The following is a 19,062-nucleotide window of genomic DNA, read 5'->3' as shown; positions in this document are numbered from 1 at the left end:
CGAATATTTTTATGCGTGTTATCATAAAACTAATAAAAGGAGTTGCCGCTTTTGGCTAGGCGGCTAGTCCTAAAATGGGATAGACCGCCTTATGCAGGCGGTCTTTAGTTATTTTTGTGCAATAAACACAGGGAAATAACTCCTATGATCACGAGACAAAACGTAAATATTTCTATCCATGTAACCATAGGCATCACCTCCCTTCATGGGAAGTGACCAACCGCCAAACGGCAACTCCTAAAATATTGTATCATATTTTTTGTGTTTCAGTAAAGATAATCTAATCTGCATACCGATTGATTCCAATAATAATATTTATGTAATACGACAAAACAGCACAAAAGAATCGCCCCCTTATGTCCCCCAAATATATAAATCAATGTACCTGTCCCCTTGATTCTCCTGATTCTCCATGTACCTGTCCCCTTGATTCTCCTGATTCTCCATGTACCTGTCCCCTTGATTCTCTTTTGATTCTCCTGTCGCCGGAATAAAAAAAACCCCCATACTGTTTAAGTATGAGGGTTTTAGTTTTACCATTTTACAAGTGAACAAGTTAGAGCATCAAGCTTTGCGAAGCATCGCTTACTCTGCATCCACTCCGGTAACAATTACGAACAGATTAACAACATCAGGATCCTTATCATCCATGATGGCGAAAACGAGATCGCCCTTGCTGATTGCTCTTACAGAAGAAGCATAGAGGGGATCATCTCCATCATCATAGTAGTCGGTGTAGTCATAGATGATAGTATCTGCATCACCATAGAACCATTCGCCGTCCATCTTAATCGCATTGCCGGATCTGTCAACATCTTCTACTTCATAGTAGGAGCCTGCAGTTACATCCTCAGGATCAAATACCATGTCGGTATTCTTCACGGAGAACTTATTGCTGGAAATGGAGTAATCGTAGATCGCATATTCTACAGGAATATTATTTTTCACTTCATAATTCTGTGCTGTGCCTTTGACATCGATTTCTACCCAATCTTTCCCGGATTTCTTATAGTTATCCAGAACTAAGGCATAATCAACGGCCGTAGCGGAAGTCACATCATCATTGAGATAAACATACTCTACTTTGGAGTTGGAATATTCAACATAAACTGTTACTGCTCCAGTAAGATCCTCAGCCCAATCAACCAGATCATCATTGTCGATCACTTCAGCATCATCATCAATGAAACGTCCGGCATTGAAGACTACAGTCTTGTCATCCAAGGTGAGCCATTTGCCCTCAAATCTGATTCTGTTATTGTCGCTGTTCCCATCAGTTAAATCACCAACATACTCATCATTATCGGTATCAATGTAATCGTCAAAGTCTGGATCCTTACCTGCAGTGGTAGGAACAATTACTTCGTCGTCATTTAATTGAGCCAATACGGTTAAGCTGTCGATGTCATTATCTGCGTTAACTGCGAATTTGATGAATTCATCAATATTCAGTTCGTCTTCATAAATCTCTACTTCATCAGTATCCACATCATAAGTAGTTTCTTTGCCGTCAGCCTTCAAAACTTTAATTTCGTTGATCTTGGCAGGATTGCCATATCTGTAACCCAGATCAGTAATCACACCGTAGATTCTGTTGCTGCCTTCGCCTGCTTCACCGGTAATGATGATGCAAACTTGATTTGCTTTGTTTAAGAAATAGGTGATGGTTTTGCCGTCAAAGTCTTCAATATTTTTCTCGGTAATGGCTTTGTTGAAATCTTTACCTTCGTTGTCAGAAAGCAAGTCATACTCTGCTACATCATAGGAGGTACCATCAATTCTTACAGAAGTAACGTTACCGTTGTTCGTTTTGTAAGAATCTAATTTACCGGTTTTGTTAACGGATCCAGCTACTTCGATGTAGTAGTCGTAGCCATAAAGGTCTTCGGTAACATAGATAACATCGTTTTCGGCCAAGGCTTTAGGCTCAACAAAAGCGCCGCCTTTTTCAACCAATACGGTATCATCTTTGAAGTCAATTTTTTCGGCTTGATCATTGTCGCCAAAATCACCCGGGTCTTTTAAGGTCAGTTCGCCGTCAAATTCCTCAACAATGGCCGGAGTTTTTTCATTTCTTCTGGAAACTTTATAAACTTCTTTGTCTTCGTTTACGTAAGCGCGATAGTAGCCGTCATCATCATAAGCGGTGGCGCCGGTTTCACCGTATTCATTGCCTGTAAAATAATCGGCTTTGTCATACTTGGTGCCATCGATTTTGAATTCTTCTTTATTCTTGTCGTATTCCCAATCTTCACCGTCTACAGTTACACGGGTGGAGAGTACTTCAGTGTAAAGAACTTCTTCTTCGTCAGAATCATAAAGGATGTCGACGATCTTGTCGCCTAAGCCGTTAGCCAGGGAGGCATCGGAAGCCATCCAGTTTGCATTTAAGTCTAACCATTTACCATCCAAAGCATCTTCATCTTCGTCGGTAGCTTTTACTTTGATGCTCCAAACGCCGTTATCATACTCGGAGTCGGTGACCCAGTAGTCTTCATTGACAGCGGTATCAAAAGCATCATCCAGCAAGGTAATTTCGTTGCCTTTGCGGTCTTCTTTCTTTTCAAAGTCTTGGGTGTCATTATCCCACTTCACGATCGTGGCATCCAAGGTTTCATCAGCCATCACAGCTACATCAGCGCGGGTGGCAGGTGCATTGGCATTAAAGGAAACATTCTTGGTAATGTCAAGAGCACCGGCTTTGGCAATGTAATCTACCGGCCAAGGACCAGGCAGGTTGTCATTATAGCCCAGGATACGGACTAAAACGGTGATTACTTCAGCATAGGAAATTTGGTTGTTGGGACGGAAGGTTCCATCGGGATAACCTTTTACCCAGTTTTGGGAATTAGCCAGATTGATATATCCGGTATACCATTGGCTGGCAGCAACATCACTGAATCTGGAAGCGGTGCCTTGCAGCATTTCAGCGCTGGTACCCATTCCCCCTGCGATGCAGGCAATTTTAGCAAATTCGGCTCTGGTTATGTTGTTGGCAGGTTTAAATGTGCCATCGGGATAACCATTAATTATGTTCAGTGCATTCAATTTGGCAATGCTTGCTTGCGTGTCTTTGCTCAGGTCAGCTATATCGCTGAAGGTTGCTGCAAAAGCTGCAGTCCCGAAGCTAAATAACATTGCCAGCACAAGCAGAGCTGTAAGTAACTTCTTATTCAAGTGTAAATCCCCCTTTTTTTCTTTTTTGGTTTCTCCTTACTTCTAAAACAAAAGCTGCTACCCAGTTGTTTTCATGACCACTCCCTTCATTAAATTTTTCTAAACGTCTAAAGGCTAGCCCCTTTAGAAACTTGGTAACCACTTGCACTTATAAGGTGTTTTTAACCTTACATAGATAAATACAACGGAAGTTGATATTTTCTTGCATCTTTTTTAAAACTTTTTTTGTTTTATTTTTTCCCTTTAGCAACCTTCAATAATTGCTTTAAAAACTCCCCTGGAGGGAAAAACCTTTTCTCTTATAACGGGAAAAGAAACAGGATACAAGGGTTAAATTTCCAAAGGGATCCTCGTGGAAATGCCTTTACATATCATTACGCCCCCAAAGCTCAAAAGCTGTCCGTACTTTCCGAAATAAAAAAACAACCCGGCTATGGGTTGTTGGTTGTTATATCATGTTTAAGGTAATTTTTTTTTCTTTTCTAATTTTTTCTTTGCTTCCAGCTCACTCTTGGATTTAATCACCATCAGCACGAATTTGGGCAAAGAAAGCATTCTCTTAAAGCGCCAGGGCTCCTTAAGCAGCCGCGCCAGCCATTCCAATTTCATCTTCTGCATCCATAGGGGGGCTCTTTTTACCCGGCCTGAGACCACGTCAAAACTCCCTCCCACTCCAATCGCAATCTTTACAGGTAATTGCTCCCGATGGGCACGAATCCAAAATTCTTGCCGGGGGGCACCTAGAGCGACAAAGATCAAATCAGGCTCGGCTTTTCTAATCTGTGCCAGCATAGCTTCCTCTTCCCTTTGCTGGAAATAGCCATGATGGGTACCGACAATATTGATATTAGGCTGATCTTTCTTTAGGGCTTGTGCCGCTTCCTCAGCCACGCCGGGTGCTCCTCCCAACAAAAAGATGCGCCAGCCGTTATGATGGGCTTGTTTACATATCTCCAGCATTAAATCAATGCCTGTGACCCGCTCTGCTACCGGCTCTCCCAGATAACCGGCAGCCCATACGATCCCGGACCCATCAGGGGTCACCAGATCCGCTCCGTTGATCAGATCCTTCAGCTCTTCATTAGATTGTGCCTGATAAATAATCTCTGCATTCAAGGTGATTACATGGTGAAAGCTTCCTTCCTGAATGTATGAATCCACCAAACACAGGGCTTCCAGCATATCAACCTTGTCCACCCGGACGCCCAGGATCTTTAATGAAGCCATTATTCCAGCCCCTTTTGTGTTTCTTCCTGTTTATTTTCTACGGGTACATCCCCGGATTGGAACTCGTCTACTAATTGGGCAGTTTCGTTGGGATAATGGATAAAGTAGCTGACATCATTAATATATTTCCCCTCGCCCGGTAACATGTCTGTTCTTAACTGGGCAGCATCAAAATTTTTATAAGTATTAGCCAGAGACAGCATTTCCTTTAGCGCAAGATCTGTTTCCACATTATCCTGGAAAATACCCACCAGTTGGGGGATCTTCCATAGGGTATTCAGACTTGTCAAACGATCTGCTAAAATAGAAATAAACTTAAGCTGCCTTTCAACCCGGCCCAAATCACCCTTGCCGTCATCGCGAAAACGCACATAAGCCAAGGCTTGTTCACCGTTTAATTTCTGTTCGCCTTTTTTGAGGTTAATATTTTCCGACGGTTTATACATCCTCTTTTCCACGTCTACCTCGATGCCCCCTAAAGCATCAACGAGCTTGACAAAACCCTTAAAATTCATATCTACGTAACGGTCTATTTTAATATCCAAAAACTCCTCCACCGTATCCTTGGTCATTTCAATGCCTCCATAGGCGTGGGCATGATTAATTTTAGTTTTAAGATTCTTACCCACAATATTAACATAGGTATCCCGGGGAATGCTTAATACTCCTACTGATTTTTGCTCTTTATCCAAAAATACCAAAATGATAGTATCAGAACGGGCAGGCTCACCATTCCGGCTATCACTCCCCACCACCAAAATAATTTCTTTCCCTTTGCTTTCTTCATCAGGAACAACGGCCGGGGGTGATTCCTCCCCAACAGGCGGCTGCGGCCGTGCTTCTGTAATCTCTAACGGATAGAGATAAGACAATTGGAAACCGCCCCACAGAAAGAATGCCATGCAAAAAAGCATCATGAGAAAAAATTTGGCATTTTTCTCAGGGGTTTTGGGATGTTTATTGATTTCATATGTTCCATTATTGCCCCAAAACTCATCATCTAATTTTTCCACTTAGTAACCTCTCCTAACTATCTCTGTCTAAATGTATTGAAGTTTCCCTCAAACTTTTCATCGGATCCGGATTATTTAAGCACTGCTTGTTTCTTTTCCCCATACCAGGTGACCTTGGCTCCCAAGGATTCCCCGATAAAACGAAGAGGCACAAAGGTTCTCCCGGCAACAATGGTTCCCGAAACATCTAATGCCACCTGATTTTTTCCTAACTGGGCAGTTTTTTCACCGATAGTCAAGATAACTTTTCCTTCCGGAGATTGATAAGCAACACTTTTGGCATTATGATCCCAGGCGAAATCAACCCCAAAAGCTTCCCCTACAAAGCGCAAGGGCAAGAGGATACGCCCGGATACAATAAAAGGTGCTGCATCTAAAGTATATTCCAGATCATCAACAAATCCTTTGACAGATCCCACCGTTAATATGATGGTCGGGCGGGAGCGGTTTTCGATTTTCGTGATCAGGGCACCCAGGCCTTCCAGTTTCAAGTTCGCGGATGCAATGCGCTCCCGAATAGGAGAAAAGGCTTCAGCAACGTATTGATCTACCCACTTCTGCGTCACCAAAGGATCCTCTGCAGAGCCGGGAGATAAAAAATTTGCCGACACCTTAGGACCAAAATAAAACCCCAGTAAAAACATGGCGAGGAATAAAAAGGATAAACGTCGGATCGTAATCATACTTAATTCTCCTTAAAACAACATGCCAGCTAATTTTAGTCATATCATTCTTATATTCTACATATAATAGCATATTCCTGTCATCCTGTCTAAAAAATCGTGTTGGTGCCGCCGGAAACATAGAAAAATAGGCAAAGAAAATCCCCCGTACCTGCGGGGGAAACGATGTTTATTCTTTTTTAAAACTTCCGGTTCTCTGCAGCACATGGAGCTGTGATAAAGCTTTCCCGGTTCCTGAAGCCACACAAGAAACGGGGTCATCGGCAACATATACCGGCAATCCTGTTTCTCTGGCCAGCAATACATCCAGTCCGTTTAACAAGGCCCCGCCACCAGTCATGACAATGCCCTTATTAATGATATCTGCCGATAATTCAGGCGGCGTTTTCTCCAGCACCTCTTTGACCGCCATCACTACCGCATCTACCGTTTCCGCTATGGCTTCATAACATTCTCGGGAAGAGATCACAATCGTTTTCGGCAAGCCGGAAATTAAATCCCGCCCCCGTACTTCCATGACCTTATTTTCCTCAAGACCTTGGGGATAGGCTGTGCCCACTCCTATTTTTAATTCTTCCGCCGTTCGTTCCCCAATCATCAGGTTATGTTCCCGGCGAATAAAACGGACAATCGCCTCATCAAATTTATCCCCTCCAACCCGCAGGGATTGGCTGCATACAATGCCGCCTAAGGAAAGCACCGCAATATCTGTGGTGCCGCCGCCAATATCAATAATCATGTTGCCGCTGGCCTGAGAAATATCCAATCCGGCACCTAAAGCCGCGGCCAAGGGTTCTTCGATCAAATAGGCTTGTCTGGCACCGGCTGATACGGCCGCCTGTCGAACTGCTCTTTCCTCCACTCCCGTCACGCCTGAAGGGATGCAAATCATCACCCGGGGTTTAAAGAGCCAAGTTTTGCCGCAGGCTTTGGTGATAAAATACCTGAGCATTTTTTCTGTCGTATCATAATCTGCAATCACACCCTCCCGGAGAGGCCGCACCGCCACAATATTCCCCGGGGTACGCCCCAGCATCCGCCTGGCTTCTTCACCTACGGCAAAAATATGTCCGGATTCTCTGTCGATAGCTACCACCGATGGTTCATTCAGGACAATGCCCCGGCCTTTAACATATACTAAAATTGTTGCAGTTCCTAAATCGATTCCAATATCATTGCCAAAATTAAACCGACTAAACATGTGTTTTTTCTTCCTTTCATGCCTTTGTTAGCTTGTCCCTTTTTATGTTAAGAAAACTTGGCTTGTGCCAAGCCTCTGGTGCAGGCGGAAGCCTTAGTTGCACTTATACTTTCAACCTTAATAATTTTATGCTTTTTGAAAGTGCAAGCAAAAACGAAGGCCGCGCCTTCGATTTTAACCACTATTGTCTTATCAGACATTACTATTATAAACCAAAGATATAGGCTTTTGCAAAATATTCTTCCTTTACAAAGAAAATCCTCTATTTTTCGATTTATTTCTTTTTTGTACTGTATTTCTTCTTTGTTGCTTCGCCTCCTCGCAGGTGACGTTCTGCTTTATTGGTATCCAAAATTTCTCTGACGCGGACTGCAATCATTTCGTTTATTAAAGGCAGCCGCTCCGTGACATCCTTGTGCACGGTGCTTTTACTGACACCGAATACCGTTGCGGTTTGCCTCACCGTCGCCGATGACTCTAAAATATATTGGCTAATTTCCAGCACCCGCTTCTGGATGTAGTCCTGCATAAACTAGCCTCCCCTACTGTCTTTTTTAAATATATATTGGCACTAAGACAAAAAAAGAACCAAAAAGCCGTCAGGCTTCTCAGTTCTTTTCCATTGGGTACATAGAGGCAAATTTGCCTAATTTAATTTTTCCATGGGATTTACTGTTATTCCGGATTCATGAATTTCAAAATGCAGATGAGGTTTCATCATCCCTTCATATGCAATCCGAGGCAAGACCTGTCCGATTACATCGCCCTTAGCTACTTGGTAACCGGCTGCCTCTTGAATAGGCTTGATCCCTTTATATACCGTTTCCAAATCTTCCCCATGTTTGATCACCACTTCATAACCCCACCAGGGATTTTCTGTAATGCTTGTCACTGTGCCCGGCAAAGCCGCCTGCACCTCATCACCTGAAGAAAGTGCAATATCTACGCCGCTGTGAAAACGATAATCATCAAAGGTTTCCGAATAGCCAAAACCGTATGCCGTAATAACATCTCCCCGCCCCGGCCATTTCATTCTGCTGTCCTCAATTATATCCACTGTATCATCCGGGATTTGAGTTTCAGTTAATTCTTCTTCTATGGCTAAGGCAGGAATTGTCTGTGTATTCTGAGCATCCGGAATTTTTCCGACAGATGTTTCTTCTGTGAAGACAATTTCTTCATTAATATCCTGATCAGGCCAAAAAAACAAAGTTCCCCCCAGGGTCAAAATCACTAAGGCCCCAATGGCAAACCAGTTCCGCGCCGTTTTCTTTTCCTTTATTCCGGCGATCAAAGCTTTCAGCTTCAATTTCTTCATCTCATCCATAAAAAATCACCTCTCTCCCACTATTTAACCATATTTTGGCTAAATTATACGTGAGAAAGAGGATATCTCCCTGCTAGTACATTTTATCAAGGGTGATGCCTTGATAATAATGCTGCAGGATTTCTTCCGCCTTGGCCCCGTTTTTTGCCATGCCATTGGCACCATACTGACATAAACCTACGCCATGGCCATATCCGGTAGTGTGGAAAACTACTGCGTCCTTGGTCACTTCCCAAGTAAAGTTTGTGGAATTTAAGCCAAATTTACTTCGTATTTCCCCCCCGGAAAAAGTTTTGCCCAAAACACTGATACTTTTAACCCGGCCGGTCTCAGTTTTTGCGAGCAGACGCAAAGAAGAAGCATTAAAACTCTTGGCATTTGAATTTAAATCCAGTCTTCCCAGAAAATCATTAAGGGGAACGGCTATTTCTCCGTGATATTTGGGAGCTTCCTGATCCAGCAGACAGGAAACACTTGTTAAGTATGGTACCGAATGGGTCCATACCTGATCTCCATTTTCTGTACGCCCGCCGCAGGTGGAATGATAGACAGGATCAATCAGTCTTCCTTGAAATTTTGCAACCACTCCCTGGGTTTCCCGTAGAGCATGCTGCAGCTTTCTTTCATATTCCCGATATTTTAGCCAACCCCATTTTTCTTTCATTTCTTTGCTTGATAACCAGCCCTGGCAGTGACCGGGATTTGTGCAAACCTCACCCTGGGGATGAACCGGATTGCCACCGTCTTTAAAGGCTTCTGTTTTTTTTAAAGCATAGGTCCGGGCTGCAATGGCTTGGGCTTTCAGTGCTTCTTCTTCAAACCGAGCAGGGACCTCTGCCGCCAAGACTCCCACCAAATAATCTTCCAAAGGCATCTGAAGGGTTTTATTTTCCGCGACCAGATAAACGTGAATCAGTGGTCCTCCAATACTTCCTGATTCCCAGGGGCCAAAATATTTCAACAATAGAAAAACCCCCAAAGCAAAAGCAAAAAGCAAAAAGAGAGAAAACTTTTTCATTTCTTATCTCCAAAAAAATTGTTATAAATAACTCTATGAAAAAAGATCGGCGATATGACAAAAAAATCAGGGGGACGGTTTTGAACCGCCCCCCTGGCCTCTCCGGCTTCTACCCCCGGGTGATGTTTGCCCCTAATGATTGCATCTTGCTTACCAAATCTTCATATCCCCGGTCGATATGATGAATGCAGCCGATGGATGTTTTTCCCTCTGCGATCAACCCGGCAATCACTAAGGCAGCACCGGCCCGGAGATCAGTGGCCTTAACGTCAGCCCCCGTTAAATTATCGACCCCTTTGATCACAGCACTATGTCCTTCAATTTTAATATTTGCCGACATGCGGTTTAATTCTGCCACATGCATAAAACGATTTTCAAAAACAGTCTCTGTAACTACACTGGTTCCCTTAGAGCATGCCATCAAAGTCATAAACTGAGCCTGCATATCCGTGGGAAAACCTGGATAAGGCAGTGTTTTAATATCTACGGGAATAACGTCCTGGGTACCGATTACCCTTAGTCCGTCCCCTTCCTCAAATACTTCCGCACCTGCTTCCTTTAGCTTAGCCACCACTGATTTCAAATGATCCTCGATGACATTGTTAATCAGCACATTGCCTCCCGTGGCCGCAGCAGCAACCATAAAACTGCCTGCTTCCACCCGATCAGGAATTACCGTGTGTTGAACACCCTGGAGATGCTTTACCCCATCAATACGGATCACCTTAGTTCCGGCACCTTTTACGTTCGCCCCCATGGCATTCAAAAAGTTCGCCAAATCTACAATCTCCGGTTCCTCAGCGGAATTTTCAATTGTGGTCATCCCTTCCGCCAAGGTGGCTGCCATCATAATGTTTTCTGTAGCCCCCACACTGGGGAAATCCAAATAAATTCGATTACCTACTAATTTTTTGGCCCGAGCCTCAATATAACCGTGACCAATGGTGACATCAGCACCAAGGGCTTCAAAACCCTTTAAATGAAGATCAATCGGGCGGCTGCCAATGGCGCATCCGCCTGGTAAAGACATTCTTGCCCGTCCCAGACGAGCCAACAAAGGTCCCATAACCAAAAAGGAGGCCCGCATGCGGCGTACGCAATCATGGGGCGCATTATAATCTAATATTTCCGAGGCATCCACCATCAACTGATGATCCCGCAAATTAGTTTCCACTCCCAAGTAACTGAGTACCTCACAAATAGTGTAGACATCCGCCAGATTCGGAATGTCATGCAGCCGGCACTTTTCCTCTGCCAGGATAGCCCCGGCAATAACCGGCAAAACAGCATTTTTTGCACCACTGATCTGAACTGTTCCTCTTAGAGGAATGCCACCATCGATTATTATTCTCTCCAAAATCCCGTTCCCTCCTGATTACAATTCCCTGCATTATAACATAAATTCATTAGAAAACCTGGCTTGCGCCAAGCCGAAGGCTTAGCGCAAGCCTTAGTTGCACTTATACTTTCAACCTTTAAAAACTTATACTTTCTGAAAGTAATAACATTCCCCTCAGGGGCTTTCATTAATAATCCGCATATATCAACGGTGAACCCAAATAAAGATAGGTCCGATCAGCCAATTCATCATAAAACATGGCTGCCTGCAAATTGAGATCCTGCTGATCCACCTTCAATGTTTCCTCAAAATAAGGCACGTAGCCGGTTTTACTCAGATAATTTTCTTCTTCGACCTCACCGATGATCTTTCCATCCAAGGCGGAGAAAATTTCATTGATCCTGTTTTGACAGGATTTTGGCGATAATTTTCCCCCATAAAAACCAATCAACAATTGATTTATTTTGGGCTGCTGATCAAACAACCGGAAAGATGTATGGATGCTCTCTTCCATCTCCTTTAAGTTTCCAGTCCCTCGACGATCCACCATACTTATAATTAAATACGTTTCCTCCTGGTTTTTTGTGTCCTTTAATGACTGAAAAACTACTTCTGCCTCAAAATTTTTCTCAATTTGTCCCTTAATCTTAAGGCTGCGAAAGCGGTCTTCAGAAATCTCTTCTTTGGTTATGGGGTTTTTGATACCCAAAATCCCCTGGATTTGGCCACCAAAAGCCGAAAGCTCTTCCTGGGCAGCATATTTTTCGTTAATCTTTGCCCATCCCTGAAGCTTCGTTTCAGCGAAAGTTGCCTGGGATTGTTGAAAAGACCCTTCCATGGATGGATAGGATATTTTCGCTGCCGGCTTTGCGCTATTGTAATAATAGTTGATAAAGGAGCTAATTGCAATGATCCCAATTAAAAAAGTAAAAAAAATTCCCCGTTTAAACTTCATGATTTCCCTCTTTTCCCCCAATGATATTTGTCACTATCCTTACCACTCGGGGAAAAGAATATACACCTATGAAGTATAAAAAATCCCCCGCTATCCGCTTCAAAGAGGCGAAGTAACGGGGGATAAATGTTTTTTTTCTGAATTGATCACCGATATTATTTTTGTGCCGCATTGATTCTGCTGATGGCTCGCTTTAAGGCCAATTCCGCCCGCAGCACATCCAAATTGGCAGCGTGTTCCTCCATACGGCGCCGGGCTCGTTCTTTGGCATCTTCCGCCCGGGCAAGATCGATCTGATCCCCTAATTCCGCCGTATCCGCTAAAATAATAACTTTGTTATCTTTTACTTCCAGAAAACCGCCGCTGACAGCCATTTTTTTAGGTTTACCGTCTTTGGTAAATTTAACGACGCCAATGTCCAAGGAAGTGATTAAAGGGGCATGATCCGGCAAAATCCCTAAATAACCTTGGGTGGCCGGTACCACCAGTGAATCCACATCCTGGGAGCAGATCTTTTTTTCCGGGGTGACAACCTCGAATAAAATGGATTTCTCCGCCATATTTAACCACGCCCTTCAAGCCGTTTGGCATTTTCCACCACATCTTCAATGGTTCCCATCATCAGGAAAGCCTGCTCAGGCAAGTCATCATGTTTCCCTTCAATAATTTCTTTAAAGCCTTTAATTGTTTCTTTTAAAGGAACATATTTCCCAGGCGTTGAGGTAAAAGCCTCTGCCACGTGGAAAGGCTGTGATAAGAATCGCTGGATCTTTCGTGCCCGAGCTACGATAATCCTATCCTCTTCCGCCAATTCATCCATACCCAAAATAGCGATAATATCCTGCAGCTCGGTATAGCGTTGGAGAATTCCTTGCACTGACCGGGCTACCTGATAATGCTCTTCACCCAAAATTCTGGGATCCAGAATCCGGGAAGTGGAATCCAAAGGATCCACAGCAGGATAGATACCTAATTCTACAATTTGCCGGGAAAGCACCGTTGTGGCATCCAGGTGGGCAAAAGCCGTGGCCGGAGCCGGGTCGGTGAGATCGTCCGCCGGAACATAAATGGCTTGTACGGAAGTAATTGAGCCTTTTTTCGTTGAAGTAATCCTTTCTTGAAGATTACCCATTTCTGTAGCCAGGGTGGGCTGATAACCCACCGCTGAAGGCATCCGGCCTAAAAGGGCCGACACCTCAGAACCTGCCTGGGTAAAACGGAAGATATTATCAACAAAGAGGAGCACGTCCTGACCTTCTCCATCCCGGAAGGATTCGGCAATGGTTAATCCTGTCAAGCCCACGCGTAAACGGGCCCCAGGAGGCTCATTCATCTGTCCGAAGACCAAGGCTGTTTTGTCGATAACACCTGATTCTTTCATTTCATTCCATAGGTCGTTCCCTTCCCGGGTACGTTCTCCTACACCGGCAAAAACAGAGAAACCACCATGTTCATAAGCAATATTACGAATCAACTCCATGATTAAAACTGTTTTCCCTACACCGGCGCCGCCAAAAAGGCCTACCTTGCCTCCTTTGGCATAAGGAGCCAGAAGGTCAACTACTTTAATCCCGGTTTCCAAAATTTCCGTAGAAGGTTCCAGCTCATCAAAACCAGGTGCCGCCCGGTGAATAGGCAAGGTTTCCCCCGACTCAATAGATCCCATCCCATCAATAGGATCGCCGATCACACTCATCATGCGTCCTAAGGTTGCCTTTCCCACGGGAATAGAAATGGGATGGCCTTCGTCATTGGCATCCAAACCCCTTTGTAGCCCATCCGTCGAGGAAAGAGCGACACAGCGCACAGTATCATTGCCTAAGTGGGACATCGTTTCCAAGGTAATATTGAGCCGCCCGCCTTCTTTAATCGTTATTGCATTATATATATCCGGAAGCTGGCCGGCAGGAAATTCGATATCTACTACCGGGCCGATAATTTGTCTGACTTTTCCAATTGCCACTTTTTTAAACCTCCCTTACATATCCTTTGACCACGGGTTGATTACTGCAGCGCAGCTGCGCCGCTGACAATTTCTGAAATTTCCGTCGTAATAGCAGCCTGACGGGCGCGGTTAAGATTCAATGTCAGCTTGGCAATAATCTCCTCAGTATTATCTGTGGCTGAACTCATGGCAGTCATTCTGGCCCCGTGCTCACTTGCTTTTGATTCCAATAAAGCCCGGTATACAATGGTTTCCACATAAGAGGGCAGCAGGCGCTCCATAACACTTGCCTCTGAAGGTTCATAGAGATACTCAACCATCTCTCCCTTTCCTTTTTCTCCCGGTTGAATTGGAAGAAGTTTCAAGGTCATGGGTCTCATGGTCATGGCTGTTTTAAACTCTGTAAACATAAGGTAAATCTCATCAAAAACAGCCTCACTATACAAAGCGATCAAACGTTTTGCCAATTCTTTGCCCTGAATAAAGGTTGGATTATCTCCAATGCTAATATATTCTTCCGTGATTTCGACACCACGTTTTTTGAAATAATCCCGGCCTTTGCTGCCCACGGCAATCAGAGCTGCCTCTTTGCCTTGATCCGCAATAAAATGTTCTGTCATACGAATCAAATTACTGTTAAAGCCCCCGCAAAGACCCCGATCTCCGGTAAAAACCACCAGACCGATTTTTTTTACTTCCCGTTCTTCCATGAGAGGATGTGAGTATTCCTGAACACTACCCGCCAGATCTTCTAATACTTCTTTAATTTTTAAAGCATAAGGGCGGGCAGCTGTAACATTTTCCTGGGCTTTTCTTAATTTAGAAGCGGATACCATCTTCATGGCCTTAGTAATCTGCTGCATATTCTTGACGCTGCGGATACGCCGTCTGATATCCCGTGCATTCGCCATACTGTTTCACCACCTTATACAGTTAGTTGGCGTTAACTATTACTATTTAATTGATTAATTAGGCAAAAGTCTTTTTGAATTCTTCAATGGCAGTTTTTAATTTGTCAATAGTTTCGTCGGAAAGTTTCTTTTCCTTGACAATGGTTTCAAGAATTTCCCCACGATTGGACTTCAGATAGGTCAGTAAACCTTTCTCAAAATCCAGGATCCGATGGACATCAATGTCATCGCAAAAACCGTTCGCGGCTGCAAAAATTACTGCCACCTGATCCTCCACCGCCATGGGGGCATATTGATCCTGTTTCAGAATTTCTACCATTCTCTCTCCTCGAGACAAAGTAGCCATGGTCACCTTGTCCAGATCAGAGCCAAACTGGGCAAAGGCAGCTAATTCCCGATACTGAGCCAAATCCATGCGCAAACGTCCTGCCACTTGCTTCATGGCTTTGATCTGGGCGGAGCCCCCGACTCGAGACACGGAAATCCCCACGTTAATAGCAGGTCGTACACCTGAATGGAAAAGATCCGTCTCCAGGAAAATCTGTCCGTCGGTAATGGAAATAACATTAGTGGGAATGTAGGCAGAAACGTCTCCCGCCTGGGTTTCAATAATGGGCAGGGCTGTCATGGACCCGCCCCCTAATTCATCATTTTATTTTGCCGCCCGCTCCAAAAGCCGGGAATGGAGATAAAAAACGTCCCCCGGAAAAGCTTCCCGTCCGGGTGGTCTTTTTAAAAGTAAAGACAGTTCCCGATAAGCAGCCGCCTGTTTGGTGAGATCATCATAGATAATCAGGACATGCCCCCCATTGTACATAAAATGTTCACCCATACTGGCCCCGGCATAAGGAGCGATATAAAGGAGGGGAGCCGGTTCACTGGCCGCTGCGGAAACCACGATGGAATAGTCCATGGCCCCATATTGCTCCAGCCTTTGAACTACGCTGGCAACAGTAGAAGCTTTTTGTCCGATGGCGACGTAGATACAAATAACACCTTTACCTTTTTGATTGATGATGGTGTCGATGGCCACAGCCGTTTTACCTGTTTGTCTGTCGCCAATAATTAACTCCCGTTGACCCCGGCCAATAGGTACCATAGCATCAATCGCCTTCAGGCCCGTTTGCAAAGGTTCATATACGGAACGTCGGGCCACAACCCCGGGAGCCGGAGATTCCACCGCCCGGTAAGTGTCAGTTTTAATGGGGCCTTTACCGTCTAAAGGCTCACCCAAAGGATTAACAACCCGGCCAATCAAAGCATCCCCAACAGGAACTTCCATGATTCTGCCGGTACGCCTGACTTCATCCCCTTCACGAATATCTGTAAAGGGCCCAAGAATAACGCAACCGATATTATCTTCCTCTAAGTTCTGCACCATGCCGGAAACACCGTTGGGGAACTTAACCAACTCTCCGGCCATAGCATTTTCCATACCGTAGATGCGGCAAATACCGTCCCCTACGGTAATCACGGTTCCTGTTTCAGAAACATCAACATCAGCTTGATATTTTTCAATCTGTTGCTTAAGAATCGAACTAATTTCCTCAGGTCTGATGCTCATTTATTGCCTCACCCCTATCTTCCCAACAGAATTTTGTTGGAGGTGTTCTTTTAATAAACTTAATTGCTTGAAAATACTTCCGTCGTATACAGTGTCCCCAATACGCACAGACATGCCGCCTATCAAAGACGGCTCTACCTGAATCTCCGCCTGAATATTACGGCCGGTTATTTGGGACAATTTTTTTTCCAGACTCTGCACCTGATTTTTTGTCAAAGGAATGGCAGTCCGAACTTGGGCCGGCATGATCCTATTTTTCTCCGCGACTAATTCATTAAACACTTCTGCGATCCCGGTTAAATAGTTTTCCCGTGATTTATCCAGCAGCAGATAAATAAAATTAGCCACCATGGGATCAAGCTCATCCGCGATGATTTTAGAGACCGCTTCTTTTTTTGCTTCTGAGGGCACAAAACGCCCATAGAATAGGATCTTAAGATCCTCATTGCCCTCAATAAGCTGAATAACCTTTTTTAAATCCCGGGCATACTCTTCTGTTAAATTTTTTTCCTGGGCAATGGCAAAAATGGCCTGGGCATATCTTCGTGCAATCGTTTTATTAATCATTGAATACCGCCCACCCCTTGGATGTATTGGTCAACCAGTTTTTTCTGTTCATCCGCGGTAATTGTTTTACCAATAATTTGCCCCGCTGCTAAAACAGCTAATTCTGCCACTTCATTACGAATCTCAGCCAGTGCCTGCTCTTTTTCCCGCTGAATTTCTTCCTGAGCCCTTTGCGTCAGCTTTTGTGCTGCATCCTTGGCTTCAGCAATAATTTGATTTTTGGTATCTTCCCCCATCTTGGCGGCATTATTAATAATATCCTGAGCTTCTTTCCTGGAATTGGCCAAGACCTCCTGCATTTCTGTCCGAGCAGCGTCTGCTTCTACACGCATCCCTTCCGCTTGACTAATGTTATCCTTGATTTCGTTTTCACGAGAATCCATCATCTTTACCAGGGGGCCATACAGGAATTTATATAAAATGGCTAGCAAGATCACAAAGTTTATGATAGCCCATATTAAATCATGATAATCAATTTGCAATTGGCTTACCTCCCCTCTGCTTAAAGCCCAATCCGGGGAGAATCAATTCTCCCCGGGAGGCTCAAGGCTGTTTAAGCTATTTTACCGATTAACATAAATGCGATTAACAGACCATAGATCGTTAACGCTTCCATAAATGCCAAAGCCAAAATCATAGATACCCGGATATCACCGGCGGCTTCCGGCTGACGGGCCATACCTTCTAATGCTCCTTTAGCGGCAATACCTTGTCCGATACCAGGGCCAAGCGAACCAAGACCAATTGCCAAACCAGCGGCCAATGCAATATAACCTTCCATTCTGTTTCCCTCCTTTCTAGAATATCTCTCCAATCAGTCAGGCAATAAACGATATTAATGGTGGTCTGCGGTAGCACCACCGAAATAAACTGCTGCCAGCAAGGTAAAAACAAAGGCCTGAATCAAACCAAATAAGATACTCATCAACTGCATAATAAGTGGCACCCCAAAGGGAACCATAGCAAAAAGCTGGGCTGTCACCATCTCTTCTCCAAATATATTACCATAAAGTCGAAGAGAGAGCGAAAGTGGCCGAACAAGTTCCTCAATAATCATCAGAGGAAATAAAAAAGCCACCGGTTGGAAAAAATGTTTAAAATATCCTATGCCATTTTCTTTGATGCCAAAAAAGTGGGTACAGAAAAACACAACGATGGCTAAACCGGCAGTCACACTAATGGTCGAGGTAGGTGCTGCTAAACCGGGTATATGACCTGACAGGGGTAAAAGGCCGCTATAATTTGAGAAAAGGATAAATAAAAAGTAGGTTACCAGAATCGGTAAATACTGTTTCGCCCTTTTTGGCCCCATGATCCCGGAAAAAAACTCTGTTAACACCTGGATAATATATTCCATGGCGTTTTGAGCACCGCTGGGAACCTTTTTTAGATTTCTGGTAGCAAAATAGCTAAAAATCAATATTACCGCCATCACAAGCCACATGGTGGTTACGTAACTACTCACCCTCAAACCAAAAATTTCAAACAATGCCGTCGTACCATGACCTTCCATTTATTTCACCTCCTTTTTTACGAAAGAATATTTAACGGCTAAAACCTTTCCGATCAGGGTCAGACCCACTGCCGTGCCCACCAAAACATAGAGATCTTTATGGATAAAGAAGGTTGCCATTGCCAGAAAATCCAACATGAAGCGGATTAGATAACGTCCCATTAATTTATTCTTTGCCGCTGGGGAAGGGACATCACCGGCTTTTTTTAAGGCAGACCAGACCAACCAATGATTGAGGGCCCCGATTAAAGACCCAAATACCAAGCCTACCAACAATGAAATCAATATCTCCTGCCACATATCACTTTTCCTTTGTATTTGATTTGTTCTTTTCCATCCCTGCCGTCTGATCCAAAAGAAACTTAAAGGACAAAAAAATGGCAAGCAGTACCCCCAATAACATGAACCAGGGGGATGAATCGAATTTTTTATCCAGCCAACCTCCGATTAAAACACCCAACAGATAAATCCTCAGTGCCGTTGTGATCCCAAAAGTTACCGCCACCTGCATATATCTGAAAATATTACCTTTGTTATTATTAGACAATAATCTTGCCACCTAAAATTAATATTTAATTTAATTTTAATATTATCAGTATACATCAATTGAAAAAAAATTCAT

Annotated in this window: 19 protein-coding genes and 1 pseudogene; all 20 read right to left on the bottom strand. The window is 44.0% G+C overall.

The window, feature by feature from the left end:
* Positions 1 to 585: 585 nt before the first annotated feature.
* The 20 genes and pseudogenes from CEQ75_RS04755 to CEQ75_RS04650 all read right to left on the bottom strand — a co-directional run bounded on the left by CEQ75_RS04755 (position 586) and on the right by CEQ75_RS04650 (position 18,987).
* Positions 586 to 3,177 carry an S-layer homology domain-containing protein gene (locus CEQ75_RS04755; RefSeq protein ID WP_089609310.1) on the bottom strand — a complete coding sequence of 864 codons (2,592 nt, stop codon included), beginning with the start codon at positions 3,175 to 3,177 and terminating at the stop codon, positions 586 to 588.
* A gap of 459 nt (positions 3,178 to 3,636) precedes the next feature.
* Positions 3,637 to 4,404: a WecB/TagA/CpsF family glycosyltransferase gene (locus CEQ75_RS04750; RefSeq protein ID WP_089609309.1), complete on the bottom strand. Its 768-nt coding sequence runs from the start codon at positions 4,402 to 4,404 to the stop codon at positions 3,637 to 3,639.
* Entirely contained in the window at positions 4,404 to 5,417 is a 1,014-nt protein-coding gene (locus tag CEQ75_RS04745) for an LCP family protein (RefSeq protein WP_089609308.1), read from the bottom strand. Before CEQ75_RS04745 ends, CEQ75_RS04750 begins: the two co-directional genes overlap by 1 nt.
* 71 nt (positions 5,418 to 5,488) lie before the next feature.
* Positions 5,489 to 6,100, bottom strand: a complete 612-nt coding sequence (locus tag CEQ75_RS04740; protein ID WP_089609307.1) for a copper amine oxidase N-terminal domain-containing protein — start codon at positions 6,098 to 6,100, stop codon at positions 5,489 to 5,491.
* Positions 6,101 to 6,269: 169 nt separating this feature from the next.
* Positions 6,270 to 7,301 carry a rod shape-determining protein gene (gene mreB / locus CEQ75_RS04735; protein ID WP_089609306.1) on the bottom strand — a complete coding sequence of 344 codons (1,032 nt, stop codon included), beginning with the start codon at positions 7,299 to 7,301 and terminating at the stop codon, positions 6,270 to 6,272.
* A 274-nt stretch (positions 7,302 to 7,575) separates the two neighbouring features.
* Positions 7,576 to 7,830 (bottom strand): sporulation transcriptional regulator SpoIIID, encoded by a 255-nt coding sequence (gene spoIIID / locus CEQ75_RS04730; RefSeq protein WP_089609305.1) that lies wholly within the window; start codon positions 7,828 to 7,830, stop codon positions 7,576 to 7,578.
* Between the two features lie 117 nt (positions 7,831 to 7,947).
* Positions 7,948 to 8,628, bottom strand: a complete 681-nt coding sequence (locus tag CEQ75_RS04725; RefSeq protein ID WP_089609304.1) for a M23 family metallopeptidase — start codon at positions 8,626 to 8,628, stop codon at positions 7,948 to 7,950.
* A gap of 73 nt (positions 8,629 to 8,701) precedes the next feature.
* On the bottom strand, positions 8,702 to 9,646 hold the full coding sequence (gene spoIID / locus CEQ75_RS04720) for a stage II sporulation protein D (RefSeq protein ID WP_089609303.1): 945 nt from the start codon (positions 9,644 to 9,646) through the stop codon (positions 8,702 to 8,704).
* A gap of 109 nt (positions 9,647 to 9,755) precedes the next feature.
* On the bottom strand, positions 9,756 to 11,003 hold the full coding sequence (murA, locus tag CEQ75_RS04715; protein WP_198306639.1) for a UDP-N-acetylglucosamine 1-carboxyvinyltransferase: 1,248 nt from the start codon (positions 11,001 to 11,003) through the stop codon (positions 9,756 to 9,758).
* A 169-nt stretch (positions 11,004 to 11,172) separates the two neighbouring features.
* On the bottom strand, positions 11,173 to 11,940 hold the full coding sequence (locus CEQ75_RS04705) for a YwmB family TATA-box binding protein (RefSeq protein WP_089609300.1): 768 nt from the start codon (positions 11,938 to 11,940) through the stop codon (positions 11,173 to 11,175).
* Positions 11,941 to 12,095: 155 nt separating this feature from the next.
* Positions 12,096 to 12,500 (bottom strand): F0F1 ATP synthase subunit epsilon, encoded by a 405-nt coding sequence (locus CEQ75_RS04695; RefSeq protein ID WP_089609298.1) that lies wholly within the window; start codon positions 12,498 to 12,500, stop codon positions 12,096 to 12,098.
* Between the two features lie 2 nt (positions 12,501 to 12,502).
* Positions 12,503 to 13,903, bottom strand: coding sequence for a F0F1 ATP synthase subunit beta (gene atpD / locus CEQ75_RS04690; RefSeq protein WP_089609297.1), 1,401 nt, complete (start codon positions 13,901 to 13,903; stop codon positions 12,503 to 12,505).
* 41 nt (positions 13,904 to 13,944) lie between these two features.
* A complete protein-coding gene (gene atpG, locus CEQ75_RS04685) occupies positions 13,945 to 14,796 on the bottom strand; it encodes an ATP synthase F1 subunit gamma (RefSeq protein WP_089609296.1) in 852 nt (283 codons plus the stop codon).
* Positions 14,797 to 14,854: 58 nt separating this feature from the next.
* Positions 14,855 to 16,360, bottom strand: a pseudogene (gene atpA / locus CEQ75_RS04680) (F0F1 ATP synthase subunit alpha).
* Positions 16,361 to 16,927 (bottom strand): F0F1 ATP synthase subunit delta, encoded by a 567-nt coding sequence (locus tag CEQ75_RS04675; protein ID WP_089609295.1) that lies wholly within the window; start codon positions 16,925 to 16,927, stop codon positions 16,361 to 16,363.
* Positions 16,924 to 17,409 (bottom strand): F0F1 ATP synthase subunit B, encoded by a 486-nt coding sequence (gene atpF / locus CEQ75_RS04670; protein WP_089609294.1) that lies wholly within the window; start codon positions 17,407 to 17,409, stop codon positions 16,924 to 16,926. The genes CEQ75_RS04675 and atpF overlap by 4 nt, the downstream gene beginning before the upstream one ends.
* Before the next feature lie 71 nt (positions 17,410 to 17,480).
* On the bottom strand, positions 17,481 to 17,708 hold the full coding sequence (gene atpE, locus CEQ75_RS04665) for an ATP synthase F0 subunit C (RefSeq protein ID WP_089609293.1): 228 nt from the start codon (positions 17,706 to 17,708) through the stop codon (positions 17,481 to 17,483).
* A gap of 54 nt (positions 17,709 to 17,762) precedes the next feature.
* Positions 17,763 to 18,440 carry a F0F1 ATP synthase subunit A gene (atpB, locus tag CEQ75_RS04660; RefSeq protein ID WP_089609292.1) on the bottom strand — a complete coding sequence of 226 codons (678 nt, stop codon included), beginning with the start codon at positions 18,438 to 18,440 and terminating at the stop codon, positions 17,763 to 17,765.
* The gene (locus CEQ75_RS04655; protein ID WP_089609291.1) at positions 18,441 to 18,740 is read right to left on the bottom strand and encodes an ATP synthase subunit I; all 300 of its coding nucleotides are present in this window, start codon (positions 18,738 to 18,740) and stop codon (positions 18,441 to 18,443) included.
* Position 18,741: 1 nt separating this feature from the next.
* Positions 18,742 to 18,987: an AtpZ/AtpI family protein gene (locus CEQ75_RS04650; RefSeq protein WP_089609290.1), complete on the bottom strand. Its 246-nt coding sequence runs from the start codon at positions 18,985 to 18,987 to the stop codon at positions 18,742 to 18,744.
* Between the last annotated feature and the right edge of the window lie 75 nt (positions 18,988 to 19,062).

The sequence above is a fragment of the Dehalobacterium formicoaceticum genome, from assembly GCF_002224645.1.
In the GTDB taxonomy this organism is placed as follows: Bacteria; Bacillota; Dehalobacteriia; order Dehalobacteriales; family Dehalobacteriaceae; genus Dehalobacterium; species Dehalobacterium formicoaceticum.
The sequence above is the reverse complement of the archived record's forward strand: the minus strand, read 5'-3'. Positions and strand labels throughout refer to the sequence as shown.

What these genes read in the sequence shown, in the direction of transcription:
- CEQ75_RS04750 (WP_089609309.1), bottom strand. Translation starts at nt 4,404, where the DNA reads ATGGCTTCATTAAAGATCCTGGGCGTCCGGGTGGACAAGGTTGATATG.
- CEQ75_RS04740 (WP_089609307.1), bottom strand. Translation starts at nt 6,100, where the DNA reads ATGATTACGATCCGACGTTTATCCTTTTTATTCCTCGCCATGTTTTTA.
- mreB (WP_089609306.1), bottom strand. Translation starts at nt 7,301, where the DNA reads ATGTTTAGTCGGTTTAATTTTGGCAATGATATTGGAATCGATTTAGGA.
- spoIIID (WP_089609305.1), bottom strand. Translation starts at nt 7,830, where the DNA reads ATGCAGGACTACATCCAGAAGCGGGTGCTGGAAATTAGCCAATATATT.
- CEQ75_RS04725 (WP_089609304.1), bottom strand. Translation starts at nt 8,628, where the DNA reads ATGGATGAGATGAAGAAATTGAAGCTGAAAGCTTTGATCGCCGGAATA.
- spoIID (WP_089609303.1), bottom strand. Translation starts at nt 9,646, where the DNA reads ATGAAAAAGTTTTCTCTCTTTTTGCTTTTTGCTTTTGCTTTGGGGGTT.
- CEQ75_RS04705 (WP_089609300.1), bottom strand. Translation starts at nt 11,940, where the DNA reads ATGAAGTTTAAACGGGGAATTTTTTTTACTTTTTTAATTGGGATCATT.
- CEQ75_RS04695 (WP_089609298.1), bottom strand. Translation starts at nt 12,500, where the DNA reads ATGGCGGAGAAATCCATTTTATTCGAGGTTGTCACCCCGGAAAAAAAG.
- atpG (WP_089609296.1), bottom strand. Translation starts at nt 14,796, where the DNA reads ATGGCGAATGCACGGGATATCAGACGGCGTATCCGCAGCGTCAAGAAT.
- CEQ75_RS04675 (WP_089609295.1), bottom strand. Translation starts at nt 16,927, where the DNA reads ATGATTAATAAAACGATTGCACGAAGATATGCCCAGGCCATTTTTGCC.
- atpE (WP_089609293.1), bottom strand. Translation starts at nt 17,708, where the DNA reads ATGGAAGGTTATATTGCATTGGCCGCTGGTTTGGCAATTGGTCTTGGT.
- atpB (WP_089609292.1), bottom strand. Translation starts at nt 18,440, where the DNA reads ATGGAAGGTCATGGTACGACGGCATTGTTTGAAATTTTTGGTTTGAGG.
- CEQ75_RS04655 (WP_089609291.1), bottom strand. Translation starts at nt 18,740, where the DNA reads ATGTGGCAGGAGATATTGATTTCATTGTTGGTAGGCTTGGTATTTGGG.